The organism is Bacillus sp. PAMC28571 (assembly GCF_014250435.1).
Taxonomy (GTDB): Bacteria; Bacillota; Bacilli; order Bacillales; family Bacillaceae; genus Bacillus; species Bacillus safensis.
On sequence record NZ_CP060191.1, the window covers coordinates 2,782,576 to 2,802,994 of the forward strand.

Here is a 20,419-nt window from a genome sequence, read left to right on the forward strand (position 1 = left end):
ACGAGGGAGAAGATGACAACATCACGTATTGGTGAGCAGAACAGCTTCCATGTCATTGATATACTCCCTTAAATGATGGGCAATATCACGATTGATCTCACCATCTTCATATAAGGTTTGAATTTCATTTCGAATCGACTGTACAGCTTGGAAGTTAAGCTCTTTTTTCTTCCGGTCAAATGAACGGTCTTTTTGCTGGAAGAAGCTTGGACCGTGTTCACAGCGGTAAATCACTTGGTTGTAAAAACCAATCACTTGGTGGCATGTTTGCTGGTTTTCATCTGTCATATGCTGTTTGATCGAGTCTACCGCAGCCTCAGCCGTTTTCTTACGGATTTGTTTGTACGCGTCCTCTTTTTCTAAAATACCGCTTGAAATGTGCTGATTCGGCCGCCATAATTGCAGCCATTGAAGCAAGCGGAGAAACTTTACCTTTGAAAAACGGATTTTGAAGGAGTTTGAATACAGCATTTCCAGCTCATGAAATCTCTCTTGCAGCTCATAGGCTTCTTCCTTGTCAATTTTCTCTTCATCGATTAATTGTTGAAGTTTCATCTGTTCTGCTTTGATGCCGTGCAGTCTGATTTTTCGCTCTTGTTTTCTCATCCCGAATTGGTATGGTTCACGCTGGATATTTCTCAGCTTCATTCGGTAATCATTGATGAGTGCAAGGGATACTTCCCTGTTGTCCTCATTCATCCCTTCTTTTAACGTTTTAATCGCGCTTCTCAGCAGTTTTCGTTTCGCATGCTGAATCTTTGTATCCAAGTCCACGTCGACTTGTTTGTCTTTTTTCTCAGATAAAAGAGGCAGTAACACACTGGCTAAAATGAGTGTACATAAGATGACGCCTGCTGCGAGGAAGATAATCAAATGCCGCTCTGGAAATGGTGATCCGTCCGCGAGCGTAAATGGGATAGAGAAGGCACCGGCTAATGTCACAGCCCCGCGGACACCAGAGAATGTCATGAGCATCGAGGCGCGAAACTTCGGCTTTTTCACATTTTGCTTTTTTGTTGCACTCCATTTTCCTGCCCAGAACAGCCATACCCATAAGAACCGCAGCACCATGAGACATAGCGTAATAATTAAGATGTAGCCAATCACCTGCATGTTGTTAAAGGATTCATCTTGGAAAATGACTGTAGAAACATCCGGAATCTGCAATCCAAGTAAAACGAAAACAAGTCCGTTTAAAATAAATAAAATAATATTCCATGTGTTTGATGAAGCAATTTGCAGTTTGGCTAAATTCGCTTCCATTCGGTCTTGCTCAATGGCATGTGTCACACCGCCAGCCACAACGGCTAAAATTCCAGATACACCGATTTCTTCCGCTGCTAAATAAATCACAAATGGTGTAAGGATTTGCAGGATGATATGCATTGTGACATCGTCCATTCCTAAACGGCGGAGAAAATAGCGAAAACGAATGATAAAAAAGGATAGAATAAATCCAGTCAATAACCCGCCTGCTGCAATCAGTACAAAACTAAAGGATGCCTGAGCAATTGAAAATGCTCCCGTCACCGTTGCAGCAATGGCAAATTTAAAGGCGACAAGTCCTGATGCATCGTTCATCAGCCCTTCGCCTTCCAGCAGTCTCATGATGCCCTTTGGCATATTCACACGGCTGGATAAAGCACTTACTGCCACCACATCTGTCGGTGATAAAATTGCTGCAAGCGCAAATGCGGCTGGAAGCGGTATGCTTGGAATCATCCAATGAATGGTATATCCCGCTACAATGACGGTCGCAAACACTAACCCAAGCGCTAAAAGAAGAATCGGTGCTCTTAATTTCCATAGCTCGTCCCTTGGGGTACGCTTCCCGTCATTAAATAACAGCGGCGCAATAAATAGAACGAAGAAGAGTTCAGGATTTAAAGAAATATGTAAACCTGAAGGAAAAGCTGCCACCAATATTCCTAAGCCCACTTGAATTAACGGAACGGGAATAAAGGGGACAAAACGATTGATAATATTAGATACTGCAATGAGTGCCAGTAGTACAAGCACTGCCAAAAAAATCTCCACTAGTACATGTCCCTCCTATGTATATTTTTCGTCAAGTTTTGCTTACATGCAAAGATGTGTTCATTTCATCCATCCGTCCGCTCAGAAGTGCTTCTTTAGTATTCCGCAAAAAGTGAAACCAACACATAACAATCCATCTAGGCAAAAAAAGGCTGAATCTAGATATTCAGCCAGCTGACAAAATTTTCATCATATGTATTGTTCAAATGATGAACAAAAGACCCTGCTTTTATTTTACACGAAAACTCCATCATCTGCTGATATTCAGCTCTTATTAAACACAAAAAAAGAGCGGAATCGCCCTTTTTTCGTTTTACCCTTTATTTAAAAAATAAGACCTGGCGGGAAGACGCCATTTGAATAAGTAGGAACAAACTCTGCATACGACGAGGATGACAAACAGCAGATATAATGCAAGCTCTCCTTGCGCTAAGCCGAGTCCGACGAATAAGCCGCCAAGGGCTGCCCATACGGCGTAAATCTCTGCTTTTAGCACAAGCGGCTTCCGCCCTGCCAATAAATCACGCACAATTCCGCCGCCGCTTCCAGTCAAAATGGCTGCCACAATAACTGCACTGAGCGGGAGTTCTCTTTGCACAGCAAATAATGCGCCTTGAATCGCAAACGCTGCTAAACCGATCGCATCTGAGAAATTCCCCCATGTGCTCCAATGCTTGAGCAAAAGCTTTGGAAAAAGAAACACAATCGTAATGGATACAAGGGCAATCGTAAACATTTTGCCCTGTGACCATAAAGCAGACACCGGCAGACCAATTAATAGATTCCGAATCGCTCCACCGCCAAATGCTGTCACAATCCCTAAAATGTACACACCAAGAATATCGTACTCTTCCTCCATTGCCACAATCGCGCCACTAATAGCGAATGCGACAATGCCAATGATACTTAAGACTTCCCATGCCATTTTCCGCTTATCTCCTTACCTTTATCTGATCATCTAACACTACTCCCTTAATGTATATCTGACACTGGTGAAAAGCAATACAAATTTTCTTTAAATTTTATCTTTTTGCAAAAATAAAAAATAGCCCGCTTATAAGCAGGCTATCTCTTTCAATCTTCTTTTGCATTTAACAGCAGCATACTAATGATGATGAGAATAAATGCAATAAGGGCTAGCAGTGGAATGGTGATAAAACCAAACCAGTTCAAATAATCAACGGAACAAGGAATACCGCTCAGGCAAGGGCGAATCGATGCAAAGCCAGGTATCTTTTGTTCCATATAATGATAGATAGAAAAACAAGCGCCAATCACAGCCAAAGGCAGAACGTAATATTTCACTTTCACATCGCCCCTGAATGTCGCAATTCCAAGTAAAAGCACGAGCGGGTACATGAAAATGCGCTGAAACCAGCACATATCGCATGGGATAAACTTCTTTACTTCACTTAAATACAGGCTGCTCATCGTCGCAACGATAGAAACGATCCAAGCACTGTATAAGTAAACAAGCTTATTCTTCATGATTTTTTCCCTTTGAGCTCTTGATCAATTAATTCTTTGATTTCATCATAGTCATAAAAGTTTTCGACTTGTTTATTGTTAATGAAAAGAGTTGGTGTTGCATTCACTTTATATTGGTTCACAAGCTGATCGTCTGTGTTCAGCTGCGGCTGATATGTTTTCTTTGATAGGTTATCTTTAAGCTTGTCCGTATCTATTTTTGTTGTCTTTTTCGCTAGCTCTGTCAGCTTAGCAGGCGTGACCCATTCTGCTTCACTATCTGGCTGTGCTTGATAGACAGCTTCATGAAATGCCCAAAAGTTTTTCGGATCTTCTTTCCACACTTCTTCAGAAGCTAGTGCTGCCAGCACTGCGCCATCTCCATGAACAGGAAGTGGCAAGTTAATAAACGAAAATGATACATCGCCTTTATCTATGTAGTCCGCTTTCAGTTTTGGGAAAATGTCTGTTTCAAATGATTTACATGACGGACATTTATAATCCCCAAACTCGACGATTTGCACCGCTGCGTTTTTATCCCCCATAACAGGCTGTCCTTTAATAGAAGGCTTACTGTCAACCGTTTGTGCTTCTTTGCTGTTGTTATTTCCAATGACGACGAATAATCCGATGAGAAGAGCTGCGATAATGGTTAAAATGACAGCAAATTTAATGGATGATGATTGATTATTTTTTTTACTCACATAAGCACCTACCTTATCTTTTTCATTCCTTCAAAAGAAAAAGGATAATAGCTTAGAATAATGCCATTATCCAACTTCTTCTATTTTAACAAGAGGGGATTCATTATGAAAGATGGTATTCATGAATTTTTCCTAACAATTTTATTTCATTACCCTCATGGCATTTAAAACAGCGAGTACAGTCACACCGACATCCGAAAAGACAGCTTCCCACATGGTCGCAATACCAAATGCTCCGAGTAATAGGAAAACCCCTTTAACCCCAAGAGCAAATGCAATGTTCTGCCATACAATTCTTCTTGTTCGTTTAGCGACAGCGATGGCTTCTGCAACTTTTGACGGCTGGTCTGTCATAATGACGATATCAGCCGCTTCTACCGCTGCATCTGAACCAAGTCCGCCCATCGCAATTCCTATGTCTGCTCTTGCTAATACCGGTGTATCATTAATGCCGTCCCCAACAAATAATAATTTTTCTTGAGGCGCTTTTTTCTGATCAATTTCTTCTAATTTCGTTACTTTATCCTGCGGTAATAATTCGGCATGTACTTCATCAATGCCAATTTGCTGGGCGACCGCTGTTCCAACTTGCTTGGCATCACCAGTCAGCATGACTGTTTGAATGCCAGATGCTTTTAGAGCTGAGACGGCTTCAATTGCATCATCCTTTAATTCATCTGCAATCAAGATCGATCCGGCAAACTCACCGTTAATGGCCATGTACACAACCGTTCCGCTTCGTTTTTCTTTTTCATATGAAATGCCTTCTCGTTCCATCAAGCGATGATTACCCGCTAACACTTGGGAACCACTGATGGTTGCTTTAATTCCATGTCCCGCAATATCTTCATATGCTTCGATCTTGCTTTCATCAAGCGGCGAACCATATGCCGTTTTAATTGATTCAGCAATCGGATGTGAGGAGTGGGCTTCTGCTAAAGCTGCAAAAGAAAGCAGCTCTTCTTCTGACCACTTGTCGCTCGTTGTCACGATATTGGTCACTGTAAAGTTCCCTTTTGTGAGTGTGCCCGTCTTATCAAATACAGCATAGCTCACAGAGTTTAGTGCTTCTAGATAGTTACTGCCTTTTACAAGGATGCCTCGTTTAGAAGCTGCCCCAATTCCTCCGAAGAACCCTAATGGGATGGACACGACAAGGGCACAAGGACAAGAAATCACTAGGAAAACGAGTGCCCGGTAAACCCAGTCAGACAATTGAGCTGATGGAATGAGAAGCGGCGGCACAAAGGCAAGCAGCAATGCCAATACAACGACAGCCGGTGTATAGTATTTTGCAAACTTTGTGATAAAGTTTTCTGTCTGTGCTTTTCGGCTGCTCGCATTTTCAACCAAATCTAAAATTTTCGTCACTGCCGATTCGCTTAGCCCTTTTTGCACTTCAATTTCAAGAATACCGTTTTGATTCACAAATCCTGCAAGAACTTCTTTCCCTGCTTCTACATCCCGCGGCACAGACTCACCTGTTAATGCAGAGGTATCCACGAGTGAAAAGCCTTCAATGACGAGACCATCAAGTGGAATTTTTTCGCCCGGTTTTACGACGATACGGTCACCGACTTTTACTTCTTCCGGCTTCACTTTTTTCGTTTCATTTCCTACTTTGAGATTCGCATATTCAGGGCGAATATTCATTAGTTCACTAATGGATCGTCTTGAACGATTCACTGCTGCTCCTTGGAACAGCTCTCCAATTTGGTAAAACAGCATCACTGCCAGTGCCTCTGGATATTGCTGAATCACAAAAGCGCCAGCTGTTGCAATGGTCATTAAGAAGTTTTCATCAAATACTTGGCCGCGCACGATATTTTTCAGCGCTTTAAAAACCACATCGCCCCCGACTAGTAAATACGCTGCGAAAAACGTAATAAATTTCAGTAAGCCATCTTCTGGTATAAAATAAGCTGCTGTTCCAATGACTGCACCGCCAATTAATTTCAGCACAATCGCTTTTAAATTTTTTGTCCCATGATCATGATCGTGGTGATGTCCTTCTTCTTTTGGTGATACACTCACATGAGGTTCGATGGACTGAACCGTTTTTTCAATACGTTTTGACATCGTTTCTTGCTTATCTGCATGTGTGACAGTCAATGTCCCTGTCGCAAAATTAACGGAACAAGCTTCAACGCCATCCATTTTGCTGACACCTGTTTCAATTTTACGTGCACAGTTTCCACAATCAAGACCGCTTAATACGTATTCATCCTTCATTTTTTTCATGTTCTCACCTTTTTTCTATATGATAAGTAACGTTCCCTGGATCGATGAAACCTATTAAAAATCAAAAACTTTATATATGAGCATATATTCATATATTGGATTACCTTTATTATATGAGGAGTTCTCGTCTTCTGTCAATCATTTCTGAAGAAATAATTGGTTTTTTGTGTCCAATTCTGTCACACGGATTTTCAATAAACCAAGCTCATGTCCCCCGCCCCCCGCATAACATAAAAACGATCGTTTGCAGTTTTTCTCTTTACAAAAGAAGGACAGACGCTTAGAATAAAATAAAAGTTTCCCTAAGGAAACAAATTAGCATTAGAGAATCATTTCATCCTTTAGTCAAAATTATTTAATGTATGCATATATCTTTAGGAAGTGCAATGATGATTGAAAGGGGCCGCAAGAGATGTCAAATGCTTTAACAATCGACCGTCTTCATGTCTCATATCACGGACAGGATGCATTAGAGAATGTCTCTCTTTCCATACAGGAAGGGACAATGACAGGAATCATCGGTCCAAATGGTGCTGGTAAATCGACGTTACTCAAGGCATGTTTGGATCTCATTGAAAAAGACCAAGGGGATATTCGTTTTTTTGAACAGCCCTTTAAACACGTCAGAAAACAGATCGCCTATGTACCGCAGAGAAATGATTTAGATTGGACGTTTCCGATTCATGTACTGGATACCGTACTACTTGGAACATATCCGAAGCTCGGACTAATCAAACGTCCAAAAAAAGAAGACCGGGCATATGCGTATCACTGTTTAGAAAAAGTCGGGATGCAGGACTTTGCCAAAAGACAAATCGGTGAGTTATCCGGCGGACAGCAGCAGCGTGTCTTCCTTGCAAGGGCACTTGCTCAAAACGCACAGCTCTTCTGTTTGGATGAACCATTTGTCGGGATTGATATGGCAAGTGAAGAAACGATGGTGCGCATTTTGAAGGAATTACGAGATGAAGGGAAAACCATTTTGGTTGTCCATCATGATTTGAGTAAGGCAGATGATTATTTCAGCCATCTTGTTCTGTTAAATAAAAAGCTCATCAAAGCAGGACCTGTACATGACATCCTTCGCCCAGAGATCATGCTGGAAGCATATGAAACACAGCTGCCATTCTTAAAATCAGCAGGAGGAGACGTGTAATGGAATTTTTAACCGGACTCTTTGAATATGCTTTTTTACAAAAAGCGCTATTTACATCCGTCATGGTAGGCATCATTTGCGGCGTTATCGGCTGCTTTATCATTTTACGCGGCATGGCTCTGATGGGAGACGCCATTTCTCATGCCGTACTGCCAGGGGTCGCCATCTCTTATATGCTTGGAATTAACTTTTTCTTCGGGGCCGTTTTAACTGGCGTGTTAACAGCGATTGGGATCGGTTATGTGAGTCAAAACAGCCGCATAAAAAATGATTCTGCCATCGGCATTGTCTTTACAGCCTTTTTCTCAATCGGAATTATTTTGATCACATTTTTGAAAAGTTCAAGTGATCTATATCATATTCTATTTGGAAACGTTCTAGCTGTTCGATCATCTGATATGTGGATTACACTGGGAATCGGTATTTTTATTTTGCTAGCCGTCATTGTTTTCTACAAGGAACTGCTCATTAGTTCATTTGATCCGGTGATTTCTTCGGTTTACGGTTTGCCGAATCGTATGATTCATTATTTTCTCATGACCTTATTGACCCTTGTGACCGTTGCATCACTGCAAACCGTTGGAATTATTCTTGTCGTTGCCATGCTGATCACACCGGCAGCCACCGCTTATCTCTTAACGGACCGGCTCTGGATCATGATTTATTTATCTGCTTTTTTCGGTGCTGTTTCTGCTGTCGTAGGTCTTGGGCTTAGTTTTACGTATAACTTGTCATCTGGCGCTTCCATCGTGCTGGTCGCGACTATTTTATTCGGCAGTGCCTTTATCTTTTCACCAAAGCAAGGCATTCTATGGAGATCATTAAAATCTAAACGAAAACGAACGCACTTAAAAAAGGAAGCGTCTATGTAAAAGGAGGACATATATGAAGAAGGTATTTGCTATCCGTTTGACCGCAGTATTCATTGCCCTTATGATCATCGCAGGCTGTTCGACCAAGCAAAGTAATTCCGGTAAAGATGACGGCACATTAAAAGTTGTCACGACCTACTCTATTCTTTATGACATTGTGAAGGAAGTAGGCGGGCAGCATGTCTCTATTCACAGCATTGTTCCCATTGGTACAGATCCGCACGAATTTGACCCACTGCCAAAGGATGTTCAGTATACGACGGATGCAGACCTTGTTCTATATAATGGCTTGAACCTTGAAACAGGGAACGGCTGGTTTCAAAAGCTGCTTGAATCGAGCGGCAAGGACGGGGATGATGCACCTGTAGCCGAGCTGAGTAAAGGCGTCAAAGTGAAGCATTTGTCCTCAAAAGGCCTTGAAAGCCAGCAGGACCCTCACGCATGGCTGAATGTTGAGAATGGGATCCTTTATGCCCAAAATGCCCGAGATGCGCTTATTCAAGCGGACCCTGAACATAAAGAGGATTACGAAAAAAATGCAGAAGCCTATATCAAAAAGCTTCAAGCTCTTCACGATGAAGCAAAAGACAAGTTTGATCAGCTGCCAAAAGATAAAAAGCTCCTTGTCACAAGTGAAGGGGCATTCAAATATTTTGCAGAGGCGTATGGATTGAAAGCCGGCTATATTTGGGAGATCAACACAGAAAGTGAAGGAACACCAGGACAAATGAAGCGCATTATTCATTTTGTCAAAGATCATCAAGTTCCTGCACTCTTTCTTGAAACAAGTGTTGATAAACGCAGCCTTGAAAGCCTCTCTGAGGAAACCGGGGTTCCGATCAAAGGAAAAGTCTTCACTGACTCTATTGGAAAAGAAGGGGAAGATGGAGACAGCTACTATAAGATGATGAAATGGAATATCGACACCATTTACAAAGGGCTGTCATCATAAGAAAAGACAGGCGGAGTGAATCCGCCTGTCTTTTTTGTCAGCCTGTTATATTTTCTGGATGTTTTTTCGGCCAAATGACGTAGCTGATGCTAATGATGAAATCAATCGTTAAGATCATCCCCCATGTATTGACAAGCTGTATCAGCGCTTCCGTCCGCTCTGGTGCTTGGATGAGATAGGTCAATCCATATAACAGCCCCGCTCCAATAACATAAGAAATGAAATGCCGCGCCCAGCCGACCATTTCATACACAGACCGCTCTTTCCCGTACTTTGGTTTTCCCTTTGGCTTAGGGCCTCCTGCAAATCGATAGGCAAACCTAGCATCTGCCCATTTCACCATTTGATGTCCGAAGGCAAGGCTCACACCAATATAAACAGCCGCAAGCCCGTGGATGACACTCGCCACAGCCCCTTGCCTTAAATCTATATAAGTAGCCGCAAGAAGGATGAGATCTAAAACTGGCGTACAGACAAGAAAAAAAGCACCCCACTTTTTCTGTTTAAACACATAACGAAGCGTTAAGCCCATTAGAATAAACAGCCAAAAACCAATTTCACATGCCACAATCAATAACCCGACCAATTTCTCCACATCCTTTTTAATACGATTGTATTAAATAAAAAATAACACATCTGTGTTAAAAAAACAACAGCTATGCTAAAATCAATGTATGCCAAAAATCGTCGATCACCATAAACAAAAACAAAAGGTCGCTCAAGCTGCAATGAGAGTAATTAAACAAGAGGGATTGGAAAACGCTTCTGTACGAAAAATAGCAGTCGAAGCTGGAATTTCAGCCGGCTCTATGCGTCATTACTTTTCCACACAGCAAGAGTTATTTCTCTTCTCTATGAATTTAATTCAGGAAAGAGTCAAGGAGCGGATTACAGGGCTTGCATTAAACGGTTCAACGAAGGAAAATGTCCTCACTTTATTGGAACAGCTTCTTCCACTTGATGAAGAACGAAAATTTGAAATGGAGGTGTGGCAGGCTTTTACAGTTAAGGCGCTGACTGAACCAGATTTACAGCCGCTCAATGCAAAGATGTATGACGAGCTATTCAAAACGGTCCAATATTGTTTAATGAAATTGAAAGAGGATGGGCTGCTGCTAACTGATATCGATCTTTTATTAGAAACTGAGCGGCTTTATGCGGTCATCAATGGGCTTGCATTGAATGGAATCGTGCAGCCCGAACGCATACCGCCTCAGCTCATACGCTCCGTACTGCAGATGCACCTGCAATCTATCACAAAAAAAGACATGTCTCCTTAATTGGAGAGCATGTCTTTTTTTAATCTTCCATAAAAATACGTTTCGCTTCGTAGTAAAGCACCTGCACAAATTTCTTCACATTGATGCGGGTGTGTTCTTCTCTTCCGCTCATCTCTTTCGTCAATTCACTCATTTTCTTTCGTACGATGGTGAAATCGAAAAATTTAGATGCGTAATTTTCAAACGTTGGATGAGAAAAATCGGTTAGCCCAAGTGATGCGATGTGCTTTAATGATTGGTTGATCGCACGTCTTACCCGCTGTTCGGCTGCCTTTGCTTCTCTTGCGATGTCTGCCGATGTGTAGGGCTCACTTAACTTATCCTCCGTAATCCCAGTGAAAATGATCTTTAAAGAAGGAAAGGAATCATGCTGATCAGCATGCAGCGCTAAATACTGGTCTGTAAACAGAATCATATCTAATAAATCTTTAGACCCCTTCTCCCCAACAATACCAAGCTCCGCCAGCAAAAACTGCCCCGCCTCTGCAAGACTTTTCCCCCGCTGCTTCGTTTTCGTCTGACCGCGCTGCTGAAATTGCATGACCGATTTGAGTGAGTGCTGAATATTTTCAATTGAATGCTCTAAATGAAGACGTTCAATCATGAGATGGAGAACACTTAAGACCTCTACACGATTGATCGGCTTTGTCACATAATATTCGACGCCAAGCGTATACGCCTGTCCGATTAATTCCTTTGTTTCAACCTGTGACAGCATTAAGTATTTCCCATGAAACTCATCCTTGATCGCTCGAATCGTTTCAAGCCCGTCCCTTTCCGGCATCAATAGATCAATACATAAGATATCAATGTGCAAATCATTTAAGTAGCTGGCTGTTAACTCTGCGCCATCCTCTGCTTCCCCGGCCACAATGCCAAGCTCTTCATCTTCAATGAGCTGAGCCAGTGAAGAACGAACGGCTTCATCATCATCAACAATAAAAAATCTCATCTCCCAATCCCCTCTTTTCTACTGACTTGATCTACTGGTATCGTTAATGTGAAAATCGTTTGTTCATTTGGGATACTCTTCATCTCAACACTTCCGCCAAGCTTCTCCGCTGTATCCTTTACATAGGCAAGCCCGATACCGCTCGATGGATTCCCAGCCTGATCGTATTTTAAAGTGAAGCCCGGTTTAAAAATCACATGATGATTACGTTCTTTTATACCAGGCCCGTTGTCGCTGATTTGAAAAATCACGTGGTTTTCTTTCTGTGAAATAGAAAGTGACACCTCTCCTTCTACAGGAATGGCTTCCACAGCGTTGGATACGATGTTATTTAACAAAGATAGAATGGTATACACGTGATAGGCGGGATGCTTTCCATCTTCATCATAATGAAAGACGATGTTTTTTTTAAGAGATTCTGCATAATTTTCATGAATGCGAATGACAAGCCCAGCGATATGAGAAGGACTCTCATAAGCCTGGAAGTTTTCCTCATGAATCAGCTTTGATAAGGCAGAAAAAATGCGCTGGTTATCCTTTTTGATTTCATGCACCTCTCCTGCAATCTGCAAGGCGGTTTTACCGAGCTTTTTCAAATCCAATGATTCCGCATCCTTTGCGTGGTGAAGGGATTGATACAATTGATAGGATGTAGCCGTAATATGCTCAGCATGTGCGAGTGTTTTATGAAAATATGTAGATTCTGTGTAAAGGTTAGACAGAAGCATCAGCAGATGTTCCTTTTCCTTTTTCATCTGACGCTCTCTCGCCTGCTCTTCATATAAGCGAATCATTGTATAACAAGCCAACACGAAAAAGCTTCTGAATATCGCCAAAACAAATAATTGGAACAGCGTCCTCACCGTTAAAATTTCATCCATCGTGCCTCGAAGTGCGATGATTTCAACAACGCTTGCGCACAGCTCCATGACGATGCCTGTTGCTCCAATCAGCCATGGCTGATCGCGGAAACGTCTGACCTTCAATAAATAAAAGAGTGTGCCATAGACAACATAATAAAGCAGGGAAGGAAATCTTAATGAAACTGCCTCTTCAAGCGGAAGATGCCCTGTCACAGCTGTATCAAGCAGCACGCGAAACACAAAAACAGATATCCCAGCGATAATGCCGCTTGCCCATGCCGGAAATCTTTTCATTTGAAGCAGGATAAAGAAAAAGACAACGGTTCCAAAGCTGACCCGAAAGCTGTCCTCAAACGGATAAAATTTAAACTCTCCGCCAATCGGCGTCAGTACAATGAGCAGCACAATTAAATAAGGCTCTGTATTCAGCCATTTTTTCAGTAGATTCAAACGCAGTCACATCCCTAATAATTGACGATAGTATACTATGTGAGCTAAAGAAAAACAAACCTCCATGAAAAAGCGCACACCGGAACTTTGCCGGTGTGCGCTTTTCATGATGCCGCTTAATCTTCTAAACGATCCTTTTCTAAAAGTGATGCGCCAGCAATACCTGGTTTTGTCATTTCAAAAGGATTTAAGATGACATCAAGCTCTTCCTCTGTTAACACATCATTTTGCAGACAAAGCTCACGTACAGATGCGCCTGTAAGGATGGCTTCTCTTGCAATTCGTGCAGCCGCTTCATAACCAATGTGCGGGTTCACCGCCGTCATGACACCGGCACTCTTTTCTACATATTCTTTTAATCTAGATTCATCTGCTTTTAAGTCACGCAAGCAGTTGTCCACGAAGGACTCGAATACATTTTTCATCATGCTGAGAGATTGAAGCAGGTTGAACACTAACACTGGTTCCATAACGTTTAGTTCAAGCTGGCCAGCCTCTGATGCAAGACAGATTGTGTGATCGTTCCCAATGACTTGGAATGCCACTTGGTTCATGACCTCAGGCATAACTGGGTTGACTTTCCCTGGCATGATGGATGAACCTGGCTGTCTCGGCGGCAGGTGCAGCTCACCAAAGCCTGCTCTTGGACCTGAAGCCATCAGACGAATATCGTTCGCCATTTTGGACATGTTCATCATACATACTTTAAGTGCAGCCGATACTTCTGTATAAGCATCCGTATTTTGCGTTGCATCGACTAAGTCTTCAGCGCCAACTAACGGTAATCCGCTAATGTCAGATAGGTAGCCAACCACTTGGCGAATATATTTAGGATCTGCATTCAATCCAGTTCCGACTGCTGTTGCACCCATATTGACTTCATATAAATGCTGTCTAGACTGCTTGATACGTTTAATATCACGAGCAAGAACTTTTGCATACGCACTAAACTCTTGTCCAAGTCTGATTGGAACAGCGTCCTGAAGATGCGTGCGTCCCATTTTGATGACATGATCGAATTCCTGCGCTTTTTCGGTCATGACTTGATGCATGTTTTCCATCGTATAAAGTAGTTTTTCAATCATATTCAATGTTGAAATATGAATCGCTGTTGGGAAAACGTCGTTTGTTGACTGCGACATGTTCACATGCGTGTTTGGACTTAGCTCAGTATAAGCGCCTTTTTCCTTTCCTAGTAGTTCAAGCGCTCTGTTTGCAATGACTTCATTGGCATTCATATTCATTGAAGTGCCAGCCCCGCCTTGAATTGGATCGACAATAAATTGATTGTTCCATTTTCCTTCGATGACCTCATCTGCGGCTTGAACAATTTTTTCTCCAAGACCAGAATATAGTCGCTGTGTATCCATATTTGCAAGTGCGGCTGCCTTTTTGACAATCCCTAATGCTTTGATGAGTTCCTCATGAATACGGTAGCCTGTAATTGGAAAGTTCTCCACTGCACGTAATGTTTGAATTCCATAATATGCTTGAGTGTCTACTTCCTTTTCACCTAGAAAGTCACGTTCGATTCGAACTTGCTTGTCCTGTAGCTTCGTCATTTGAAAAGATCTCCTTTTTTACGCTGCTTTTGTTTGTTGTTTTAATTCCTCAATATACTTCTTCGATTTCTCTTGATCAAATACTTTTTCCCACTTAGACATGACAATGGCTGCAAGTGAGTTACCAAATACGTTCACTGTTGTACGAACCATGTCAAGAAGTCGGTCGATCCCAACGATGAAGGCAAGTCCTTCAAGCGGCAGTCCCATAGCACCAAGAGTTGTGATGACAACAACGATTGATGCACCTGGTACACCAGCCATTCCTTTAGATGTCAGCATTAAAATTAATAGTAACGTAATTTGCTCATAGATGGAAAGCGGCATGCCGTACATTTGTGCAACAAATATCGCAGCAATGGATTGATAGATGGCACTTCCATCTAAGTTAAAGGTGTAGCCTGTTGGAATAACGAACGACGTGATCGCTTTCGGGCAGCCGAACTTCTCCATTTTGTCCATTAATCTAGGCAGTACAGCTTCTGAACTTGCTGTTGAGAATGCAAGAATGATTTCTTCCTTTAATACTTTAAATAGTGTAAAGACGCTTGTTCCAGCCATTTTCGCAATAATGCCAAGTACAACAATGACGAAGAATGCCATTGTACCGTAAACAACAAGTACCAGTTTACCTAGCGGGAGAAGCGCTCCGACCCCGAATTTGATCACCGTCACACTGATGAGCGCGAATACACCAAATGGTGCAAACTTCATCACTTTATTGGTCACCCAGAACATCGCTTCGAGTATCCCCTCAAAGAATCCTAATACTGGTTTTCCTTTGTCTCCTACTGCGGCAATTCCTAATCCGAATAAGACTGTAAAGAAGATGGTTGGTAATAGATCACCTTCTGCAATAGATTGGAAAACGTTTGTTGGTACAAGATGCACCAACGTTTCAGAGAAAGTCGCTTTTTCAGAAGAAGCCTTAGATGTCTCTTCATATTTAGAGATATCGCCTTTCTCCATGTTGCTCATATCAATTCCTGTACCAGGATGGAAGACGTTTGCTGCAAGCAGTCCAACTGCTAATGCAATCGTTGTCACAATCTCGAAGTAAAGAATGGTTTTTCCGCCGAGTCTTCCGATTGTTTTCATATCTCCTACACCTGCAACTGCTACAATCAATGCAGCAATAACAATTGGAAGAACGATCATTTTAATTAAATGGATAAATATATCGCCAATCGGCGTTAACACATTAATAACGGTTTCATTTTGATAAAACAGCGCTCCCACGACAACACCCAGAACAAGTGCAATGAGTATTTGAGAAGCTAACCCTAACTTTTTCATACGTGAACCCCCTTTTTTTGATAACGCTTTCTTTGTTGCTTAATCGCATCTTAACGACGAACCTACAAAAAACGACAAAAAGGAACAAAAAGAAGTGAATTTTTTATGAAAAATCTTTAAAAAGGTGGGTTTTTCCACAATATTGTAAAAAAAAGACTTCGCTTTTGGCGAAGTCTTAGAATATAGACAACGTGCTAAAATGATTTTGTTTTAGCACGTTGTCTTCTTTTCAGCGTAATAGAAAACCTTTGAAGTCTAGGAAGGGCGAGCACCAGCGCGGAGCGAATAGACATTCGTGAGCACTGGCGCACAGACCTGACAAAGAATGCGAGGGTTTGTCTACACGCTGGGACTTCGCTTTTGGCGAAGTCTTAATGATTTTGCATCTGTTCACTTGGTGTATGTTGATTTGGAAAAAATTCATTATAAATCGTATATCCAATGAGCACAAGAGCAACGTAGAACAATGCACTAACGGTCCAAATCCATTTGACATTCAGCTTCATTCTGCCACTCCCTCTCTAACTGGCTTCAATCGCTGCAATCTGAGCGCATTCAGCACAACGGACACGGAGCTAAAGGCCATTGCTGCTCCTGCAAGCCATGGCGCAAGAAAACCAAATGCAGCAATCGGTATCCCAATACAGTTATAGGCAAGCGCCCAAAATAGGTTTTGTTTAATGTTTCTCATTGTTTTTTGACTAAATTCCAGCGCATCTGCAATGGCATGGAGATCTCCCGTCATGAGCGTAATATCTGCTGCTTCCATGGCAACGTCTGTCCCTGTTCCCACAGCCATCCCAATATTCGCTGTTGCAAGAGCTGGGGCATCATTGATACCGTCTCCGACCATGGCGACTTTCTTTCCCTGTTCCTGAAGCGCTGCAATGTGAGCCGCTTTTTCTTCAGGCAGCACTTCAGCAATGACATGATCAATGCCCGCCTGTTTCGCAATCGCCTCTGCTGTTAGTTTATTATCACCTGTCATCATCACAACGTGAATCCCCTGCTCTTTTAGACGAACGATGGCTTGTGGAGAGGATGATTTGATTGTATCTGCAACCGCGACAATGCCGGCGACTTCACCGTCAATCGCAACAAGCATAGCCGTTTTTCCTTGCTCCTCCAGTGTTGTGACAGAAGCTTCAATTTGCTCATATTGGATATGATGTTTCTGTAATAGCTTACGCGTTCCAATCAAAAGCTTGTGTCCTGCTGCCTTTGCTTCAATTCCATGACCTGGATCTGCTTGGAACGCTTCAACCTCGACCGCTTCAAGACCTCGTTCCTTCATACCGTCTGTGATCGCCCGGGCAAGCGGGTGTTCCGACTGCTGTTCTGCCGAGCCTGCTAGCTGCAGCAGCGTATCTTCTGTCCAGTTGGCATATGCCAGTACATCTGTCAGACTAGGCTCTCCTTTTGTCACAGTCCCTGTTTTATCTAACACGACCGTGTCGAGTGATTGAGTCACTTCTAAATGCTCTCCGCCTTTAAACAGAATGCCTGATTCAGCCGCACGGCCGCTGCCAGCCATAATAGAGGTTGGTGTCGCAAGGCCGAGCGCACACGGACATGCGATGACAATGACGGCTATAAAGGTTTCAAGTGCTGACGTCACATTTCCTGGATCAACAAAGAAAAACCATATGAGGAATGTGAGCACAGCAATTCCTACAACAATAGGAACAAATATCCCTGATATTTGATCTGCCAATCTTTGAATCGGTGCCTTTGAGCCCTGCGCTTGTTCTACGACTCGGATAATCTGTGAAAGAGCGGTCTCTTTCCCGACTTTAGTCGCTTTTATTTTGATGAATCCATTTTTATTGATCGTTGCCCCAATGACCATATCTCCTGCTGTTTTATCAACAGGCAGACTTTCTCCTGTAATCATGGACTCATCTATTGCGGTTGTCCCCTCTATGATTTCTCCATCTACCGGCACTTTTTCCCCGGGTTTGACAAACACAAGATCATTCACTTTCACGTCAGAAATAGGCACAGTCATCTGTTTGCCATCTCGCTCGATAACCGCTTCTTTCGCCTGTAAGCCCATCAGCTTTTGAATCGCTTCTGATGATCTTCCTTTTGCTCTTGCTTCCATTAATTTTCCGAGCACGATCAACGTAATGAGGACAGCACTTGTTTCATAATAGAGGGCTGCCTCATGTGTGCCTCTAATCGCTGACTGAATGCTTTCATATAAACTATAGAAAAACGCGGCAGATGTCCCAAGTGCGACAAGAACATCCATATTGGCACTTTTATTTCTTAAAGCCTTATACGCACCTACATAAAAGGGCCAGCCGACAATGAACTGCACCGGCGCTGCTAACGCCAGCTGTACCCATGGATTCATAAACGCTTCTGGCAGCCAAATAAAGGACGTAAAAGAAAAATGGCTGACCATTGCCCAAAGAAGCGGCAGTGATAAAATCATCGAGAATAAAAAGCGTGCCGTTTGCTTTTCTATTGCAGCTTGCCGGTGATCTTTTTTTCCTTCCTCCGCTTGATCTGCATCTGGTTCTATTAAAGAATACCCAATAGACTGCACCGCATCTTTTATGTCATTTGCAGACGTTTGGCCCGGATGATATGTGACCTGAAGTGTCTCAAGGGCAAAGTTTACAGACCCGTGATCGACACCATCCATTCGGTTAATTTTTTTCTCGATGCGGTTTGCACAAGCTGCACAGGTCATTCCCTCTATATCAAATTCTGCTTGCTCCATCACCACATCATAGCCAAGAGATTGAACTTTTCGCTTCAAATCATCTGGTGTTAGCTGCTCTGTTTCATAAATGATATGAGAAGTTTCAAGCGCCAAATTCACACTGGCATCCTCCACACCTTCCAGCCTATTCAATCCCTTTTCGATGCGGCCTGCACAGGCAGCACAGGTCATCCCTGTAATTTGAAAATCAATTTCTTTTTTCATTGATCTCACCTCTCCACATACTCCATGGGGGTATTATATTTTGAAAAAAATACGTGCTGTTTTGCAGCACGTATCAGATTGTGACAAAGGGTTAAAATGATCTTTATTTTAACCCTTTGTCTTCCTTCTTTATCAGCGTGATAGAAAACCTTTGAAGTCTAGGAAGGACGAGCACTGGAGCGGAACGAATTTGACATTCGTGAGCACCAGCGCACAAACCTGACAACGAATGCGAGGGTTTGTCTACACGCTGAAACGTGCTGTTTTGCAGCACGTATACTTATTTATATGACATCATATCCCTGTTCCTCAATCACATCGGAGATACGGTGTAACGTGACTTGATCCGGGTGAAATGAAACCTCCACCTGTCCTTTGTCTAAATGGACTTTCACAGATTCAACACCTGCTAATTCTCCTACATTTCCTTCGACTGCTTTCACGCAATGTCCGCAAGACATGCCCTGCACTTGAAGTGTTGCTTGTTCCATTTCTCATCGCCTCCATCAATCATTTTCTACAATTTACTATACCCTAGTAGGGTATTAATGTAAACATAAATGCTACGATTTTGTCAGTTTCGTAAAGACCGTCATTAACTCTTCAATGGCTTCATCCCCATTGCCGCTCTTGATAGCATCTGCAACACAATGGTGTGTATGCTTTTCCATCAAATGAAGACTGACTTTTTTCAAAGCCGCATTGACTGCGGAAATTTGATTCACAACATCTATACAGTAACGATCGTTTTCAATCATTTGCTGAATCCCGCGCACTTGTCCTTCCACTCGTTTTAAGCGATTGATCAATTGGTCCTTTTCCTTTTCGGCTCTAGGCGAAGCCATATGTCTTTCTTCATGTTCTGTCATGTGATCACCTTTTTTCCATTATGACTTGTCTGTACCTAAATTAAAGCATATCTCCACCGGAAAAGGCAAAGATATGCTGAGCACCGCATATAAAGCTGTGTTTGTCCTAATTTGTTAATTGTTCGATATCCTGCAAAAGATTGACGGATTGCTGAAGCTGTTTCATCAATCCCTGCTGATCCTCCAGTATGGCGGCAGCATCGATATCGCCTGCTTTCAATTTCTGTAAATACGTTTGGATTTCCTCTGACAGCACTTTATTTTTTTCAATGATTTGCGCATGCAGGTCTTCTGCCATTTTTGGCGCTGTGACGTCATTAAAATCTTGAATGTCTGCCTTCAATGATTCAAGCTGCTGCGTTAATTCTGCTTTTTTGGCGGCATTTTGCACAGCTTCTTCAGCGAGTTTTGGAAAATCCTCTGTAAATTGCTGAATGTCTGTCACATAGTCATTTGCCTCAGTGACATATGTCGTTGTATCGTTGACCTGATCAAGCAAGCCGGAGCACCCGCTTAATACAAGCGTTCCGGAAAATAGGCAAGCCATCACATATTTTTTCAAGATCGATCATCCTTTCATCTGTAGGATTAAAAGCATCATTTGTTCCGCTCCTCTATCACACAGATGCAAAAAGACCTTAAAAATAGCCAGACCTTTGCCTCATGTGTGATAGGCAAAGGTCTGGCTAACATTGTTCATGCCGGAATGGCCGAGAAACAACGAATGTTTCTGTAGTGACGACCAAACCGTAAAAGCTACTCCCCTTTAGGAAACCGTTC

The 20,419-nt window shown here is 42.4% G+C and carries 19 protein-coding genes; 4 read left to right on the forward strand and 15 right to left on the reverse strand.

Annotation, left to right across the window (positions count from 1 at the left end; translation table 11 throughout):
* Positions 1-21: 21 nt before the first annotated feature.
* The 5 genes from H7F25_RS14165 to H7F25_RS14185 all read right to left on the reverse strand — a co-directional run bounded on the left by H7F25_RS14165 (position 22) and on the right by H7F25_RS14185 (position 6,449).
* A complete protein-coding gene (locus tag H7F25_RS14165; RefSeq protein ID WP_024423462.1) occupies positions 22-2,037 on the reverse strand; it encodes a Na+/H+ antiporter in 2,016 nt (671 codons plus the stop codon).
* 313 nt (positions 2,038-2,350) lie between these two features.
* A complete protein-coding gene (locus tag H7F25_RS14170; RefSeq protein ID WP_024423463.1) occupies positions 2,351-2,962 on the reverse strand; it encodes a trimeric intracellular cation channel family protein in 612 nt (203 codons plus the stop codon).
* A 149-nt stretch (positions 2,963-3,111) separates the two neighbouring features.
* Entirely contained in the window at positions 3,112-3,525 is a 414-nt protein-coding gene (locus H7F25_RS14175) for a disulfide oxidoreductase (RefSeq protein WP_024423464.1), read from the reverse strand.
* Positions 3,522-4,208 carry a DsbA family protein gene (locus H7F25_RS14180; protein ID WP_044331353.1) on the reverse strand — a complete coding sequence of 229 codons (687 nt, stop codon included), beginning with the start codon at positions 4,206-4,208 and terminating at the stop codon, positions 3,522-3,524. The genes H7F25_RS14175 and H7F25_RS14180 overlap by 4 nt, the downstream gene beginning before the upstream one ends.
* Positions 4,209-4,349: 141 nt before the next feature.
* The gene (locus H7F25_RS14185) at positions 4,350-6,449 is read right to left on the reverse strand and encodes a heavy metal translocating P-type ATPase (protein ID WP_185853835.1); all 2,100 of its coding nucleotides are present in this window, start codon (positions 6,447-6,449) and stop codon (positions 4,350-4,352) included.
* Between the two features lie 412 nt (positions 6,450-6,861).
* Between H7F25_RS14185 and H7F25_RS14190 the strand changes: the two genes are divergently transcribed.
* Genes H7F25_RS14190 through H7F25_RS14200 form a run of 3 tightly spaced genes read left to right on the forward strand, consistent with a single transcriptional unit; the run spans position 6,862 to position 9,429 of the window.
* Positions 6,862-7,605, forward strand: a complete 744-nt coding sequence (locus H7F25_RS14190; RefSeq protein WP_024426045.1) for a metal ABC transporter ATP-binding protein — start codon at positions 6,862-6,864, stop codon at positions 7,603-7,605.
* Complete coding sequence (locus H7F25_RS14195; RefSeq protein WP_024423468.1) at positions 7,605-8,477, forward strand: metal ABC transporter permease; 873 nt, start codon at positions 7,605-7,607, stop codon at positions 8,475-8,477. The genes H7F25_RS14190 and H7F25_RS14195 overlap by 1 nt, the downstream gene beginning before the upstream one ends.
* A 13-nt stretch (positions 8,478-8,490) precedes the next feature.
* Positions 8,491-9,429 carry a metal ABC transporter substrate-binding protein gene (locus tag H7F25_RS14200; RefSeq protein WP_024423469.1) on the forward strand — a complete coding sequence of 313 codons (939 nt, stop codon included), beginning with the start codon at positions 8,491-8,493 and terminating at the stop codon, positions 9,427-9,429.
* A 37-nt stretch (positions 9,430-9,466) separates the two neighbouring features.
* Here the strand turns inward: H7F25_RS14200 and H7F25_RS14205 are convergent, their stop codons facing one another.
* Positions 9,467-10,015, reverse strand: a complete 549-nt coding sequence (locus H7F25_RS14205; protein WP_024423470.1) for a hypothetical protein — start codon at positions 10,013-10,015, stop codon at positions 9,467-9,469.
* 88 nt (positions 10,016-10,103) lie between these two features.
* Here H7F25_RS14205 and H7F25_RS14210 point away from each other — a divergent pair, with 88 nt between their 5' ends.
* Entirely contained in the window at positions 10,104-10,709 is a 606-nt protein-coding gene (locus H7F25_RS14210) for a TetR/AcrR family transcriptional regulator (protein ID WP_171464689.1), read from the forward strand.
* A 19-nt stretch (positions 10,710-10,728) separates the two neighbouring features.
* On the opposite strand, the gene H7F25_RS14215 is transcribed toward H7F25_RS14210, so the two are convergent.
* The 9 genes from H7F25_RS14215 to H7F25_RS14250 form a co-directional block, all read right to left on the reverse strand.
* Positions 10,729-11,661 (reverse strand): response regulator, encoded by a 933-nt coding sequence (locus H7F25_RS14215; protein WP_024426048.1) that lies wholly within the window; start codon positions 11,659-11,661, stop codon positions 10,729-10,731.
* Positions 11,658-12,974, reverse strand: coding sequence for an ATP-binding protein (locus H7F25_RS14220; protein WP_034623877.1), 1,317 nt, complete (start codon positions 12,972-12,974; stop codon positions 11,658-11,660). The genes H7F25_RS14215 and H7F25_RS14220 overlap by 4 nt, the downstream gene beginning before the upstream one ends.
* A gap of 116 nt (positions 12,975-13,090) precedes the next feature.
* Positions 13,091-14,536 carry an aspartate ammonia-lyase gene (gene aspA / locus H7F25_RS14225; RefSeq protein WP_024426050.1) on the reverse strand — a complete coding sequence of 482 codons (1,446 nt, stop codon included), beginning with the start codon at positions 14,534-14,536 and terminating at the stop codon, positions 13,091-13,093.
* 18 nt (positions 14,537-14,554) lie between these two features.
* Positions 14,555-15,832 (reverse strand): cation:dicarboxylate symporter family transporter, encoded by a 1,278-nt coding sequence (locus tag H7F25_RS14230; RefSeq protein ID WP_024423473.1) that lies wholly within the window; start codon positions 15,830-15,832, stop codon positions 14,555-14,557.
* Between the two features lie 371 nt (positions 15,833-16,203).
* Positions 16,204-16,338 (reverse strand): hypothetical protein, encoded by a 135-nt coding sequence (locus H7F25_RS19370; protein WP_259279817.1) that lies wholly within the window; start codon positions 16,336-16,338, stop codon positions 16,204-16,206.
* Complete coding sequence (locus H7F25_RS14235; RefSeq protein ID WP_185853836.1) at positions 16,335-18,770, reverse strand: heavy metal translocating P-type ATPase; 2,436 nt, start codon at positions 18,768-18,770, stop codon at positions 16,335-16,337. Before H7F25_RS14235 ends, H7F25_RS19370 begins: the two co-directional genes overlap by 4 nt.
* 284 nt (positions 18,771-19,054) lie before the next feature.
* On the reverse strand, positions 19,055-19,261 hold the full coding sequence (copZ, locus tag H7F25_RS14240; RefSeq protein ID WP_034623879.1) for a copper chaperone CopZ: 207 nt from the start codon (positions 19,259-19,261) through the stop codon (positions 19,055-19,057).
* 72 nt (positions 19,262-19,333) lie between these two features.
* Positions 19,334-19,639 (reverse strand): metal-sensing transcriptional repressor, encoded by a 306-nt coding sequence (locus tag H7F25_RS14245; protein WP_012011272.1) that lies wholly within the window; start codon positions 19,637-19,639, stop codon positions 19,334-19,336.
* Positions 19,640-19,745: 106 nt separating this feature from the next.
* A complete protein-coding gene (locus H7F25_RS14250) occupies positions 19,746-20,201 on the reverse strand; it encodes a DUF6376 family protein (protein WP_185853837.1) in 456 nt (151 codons plus the stop codon).
* Positions 20,202-20,419 lie beyond the last annotated feature (218 nt).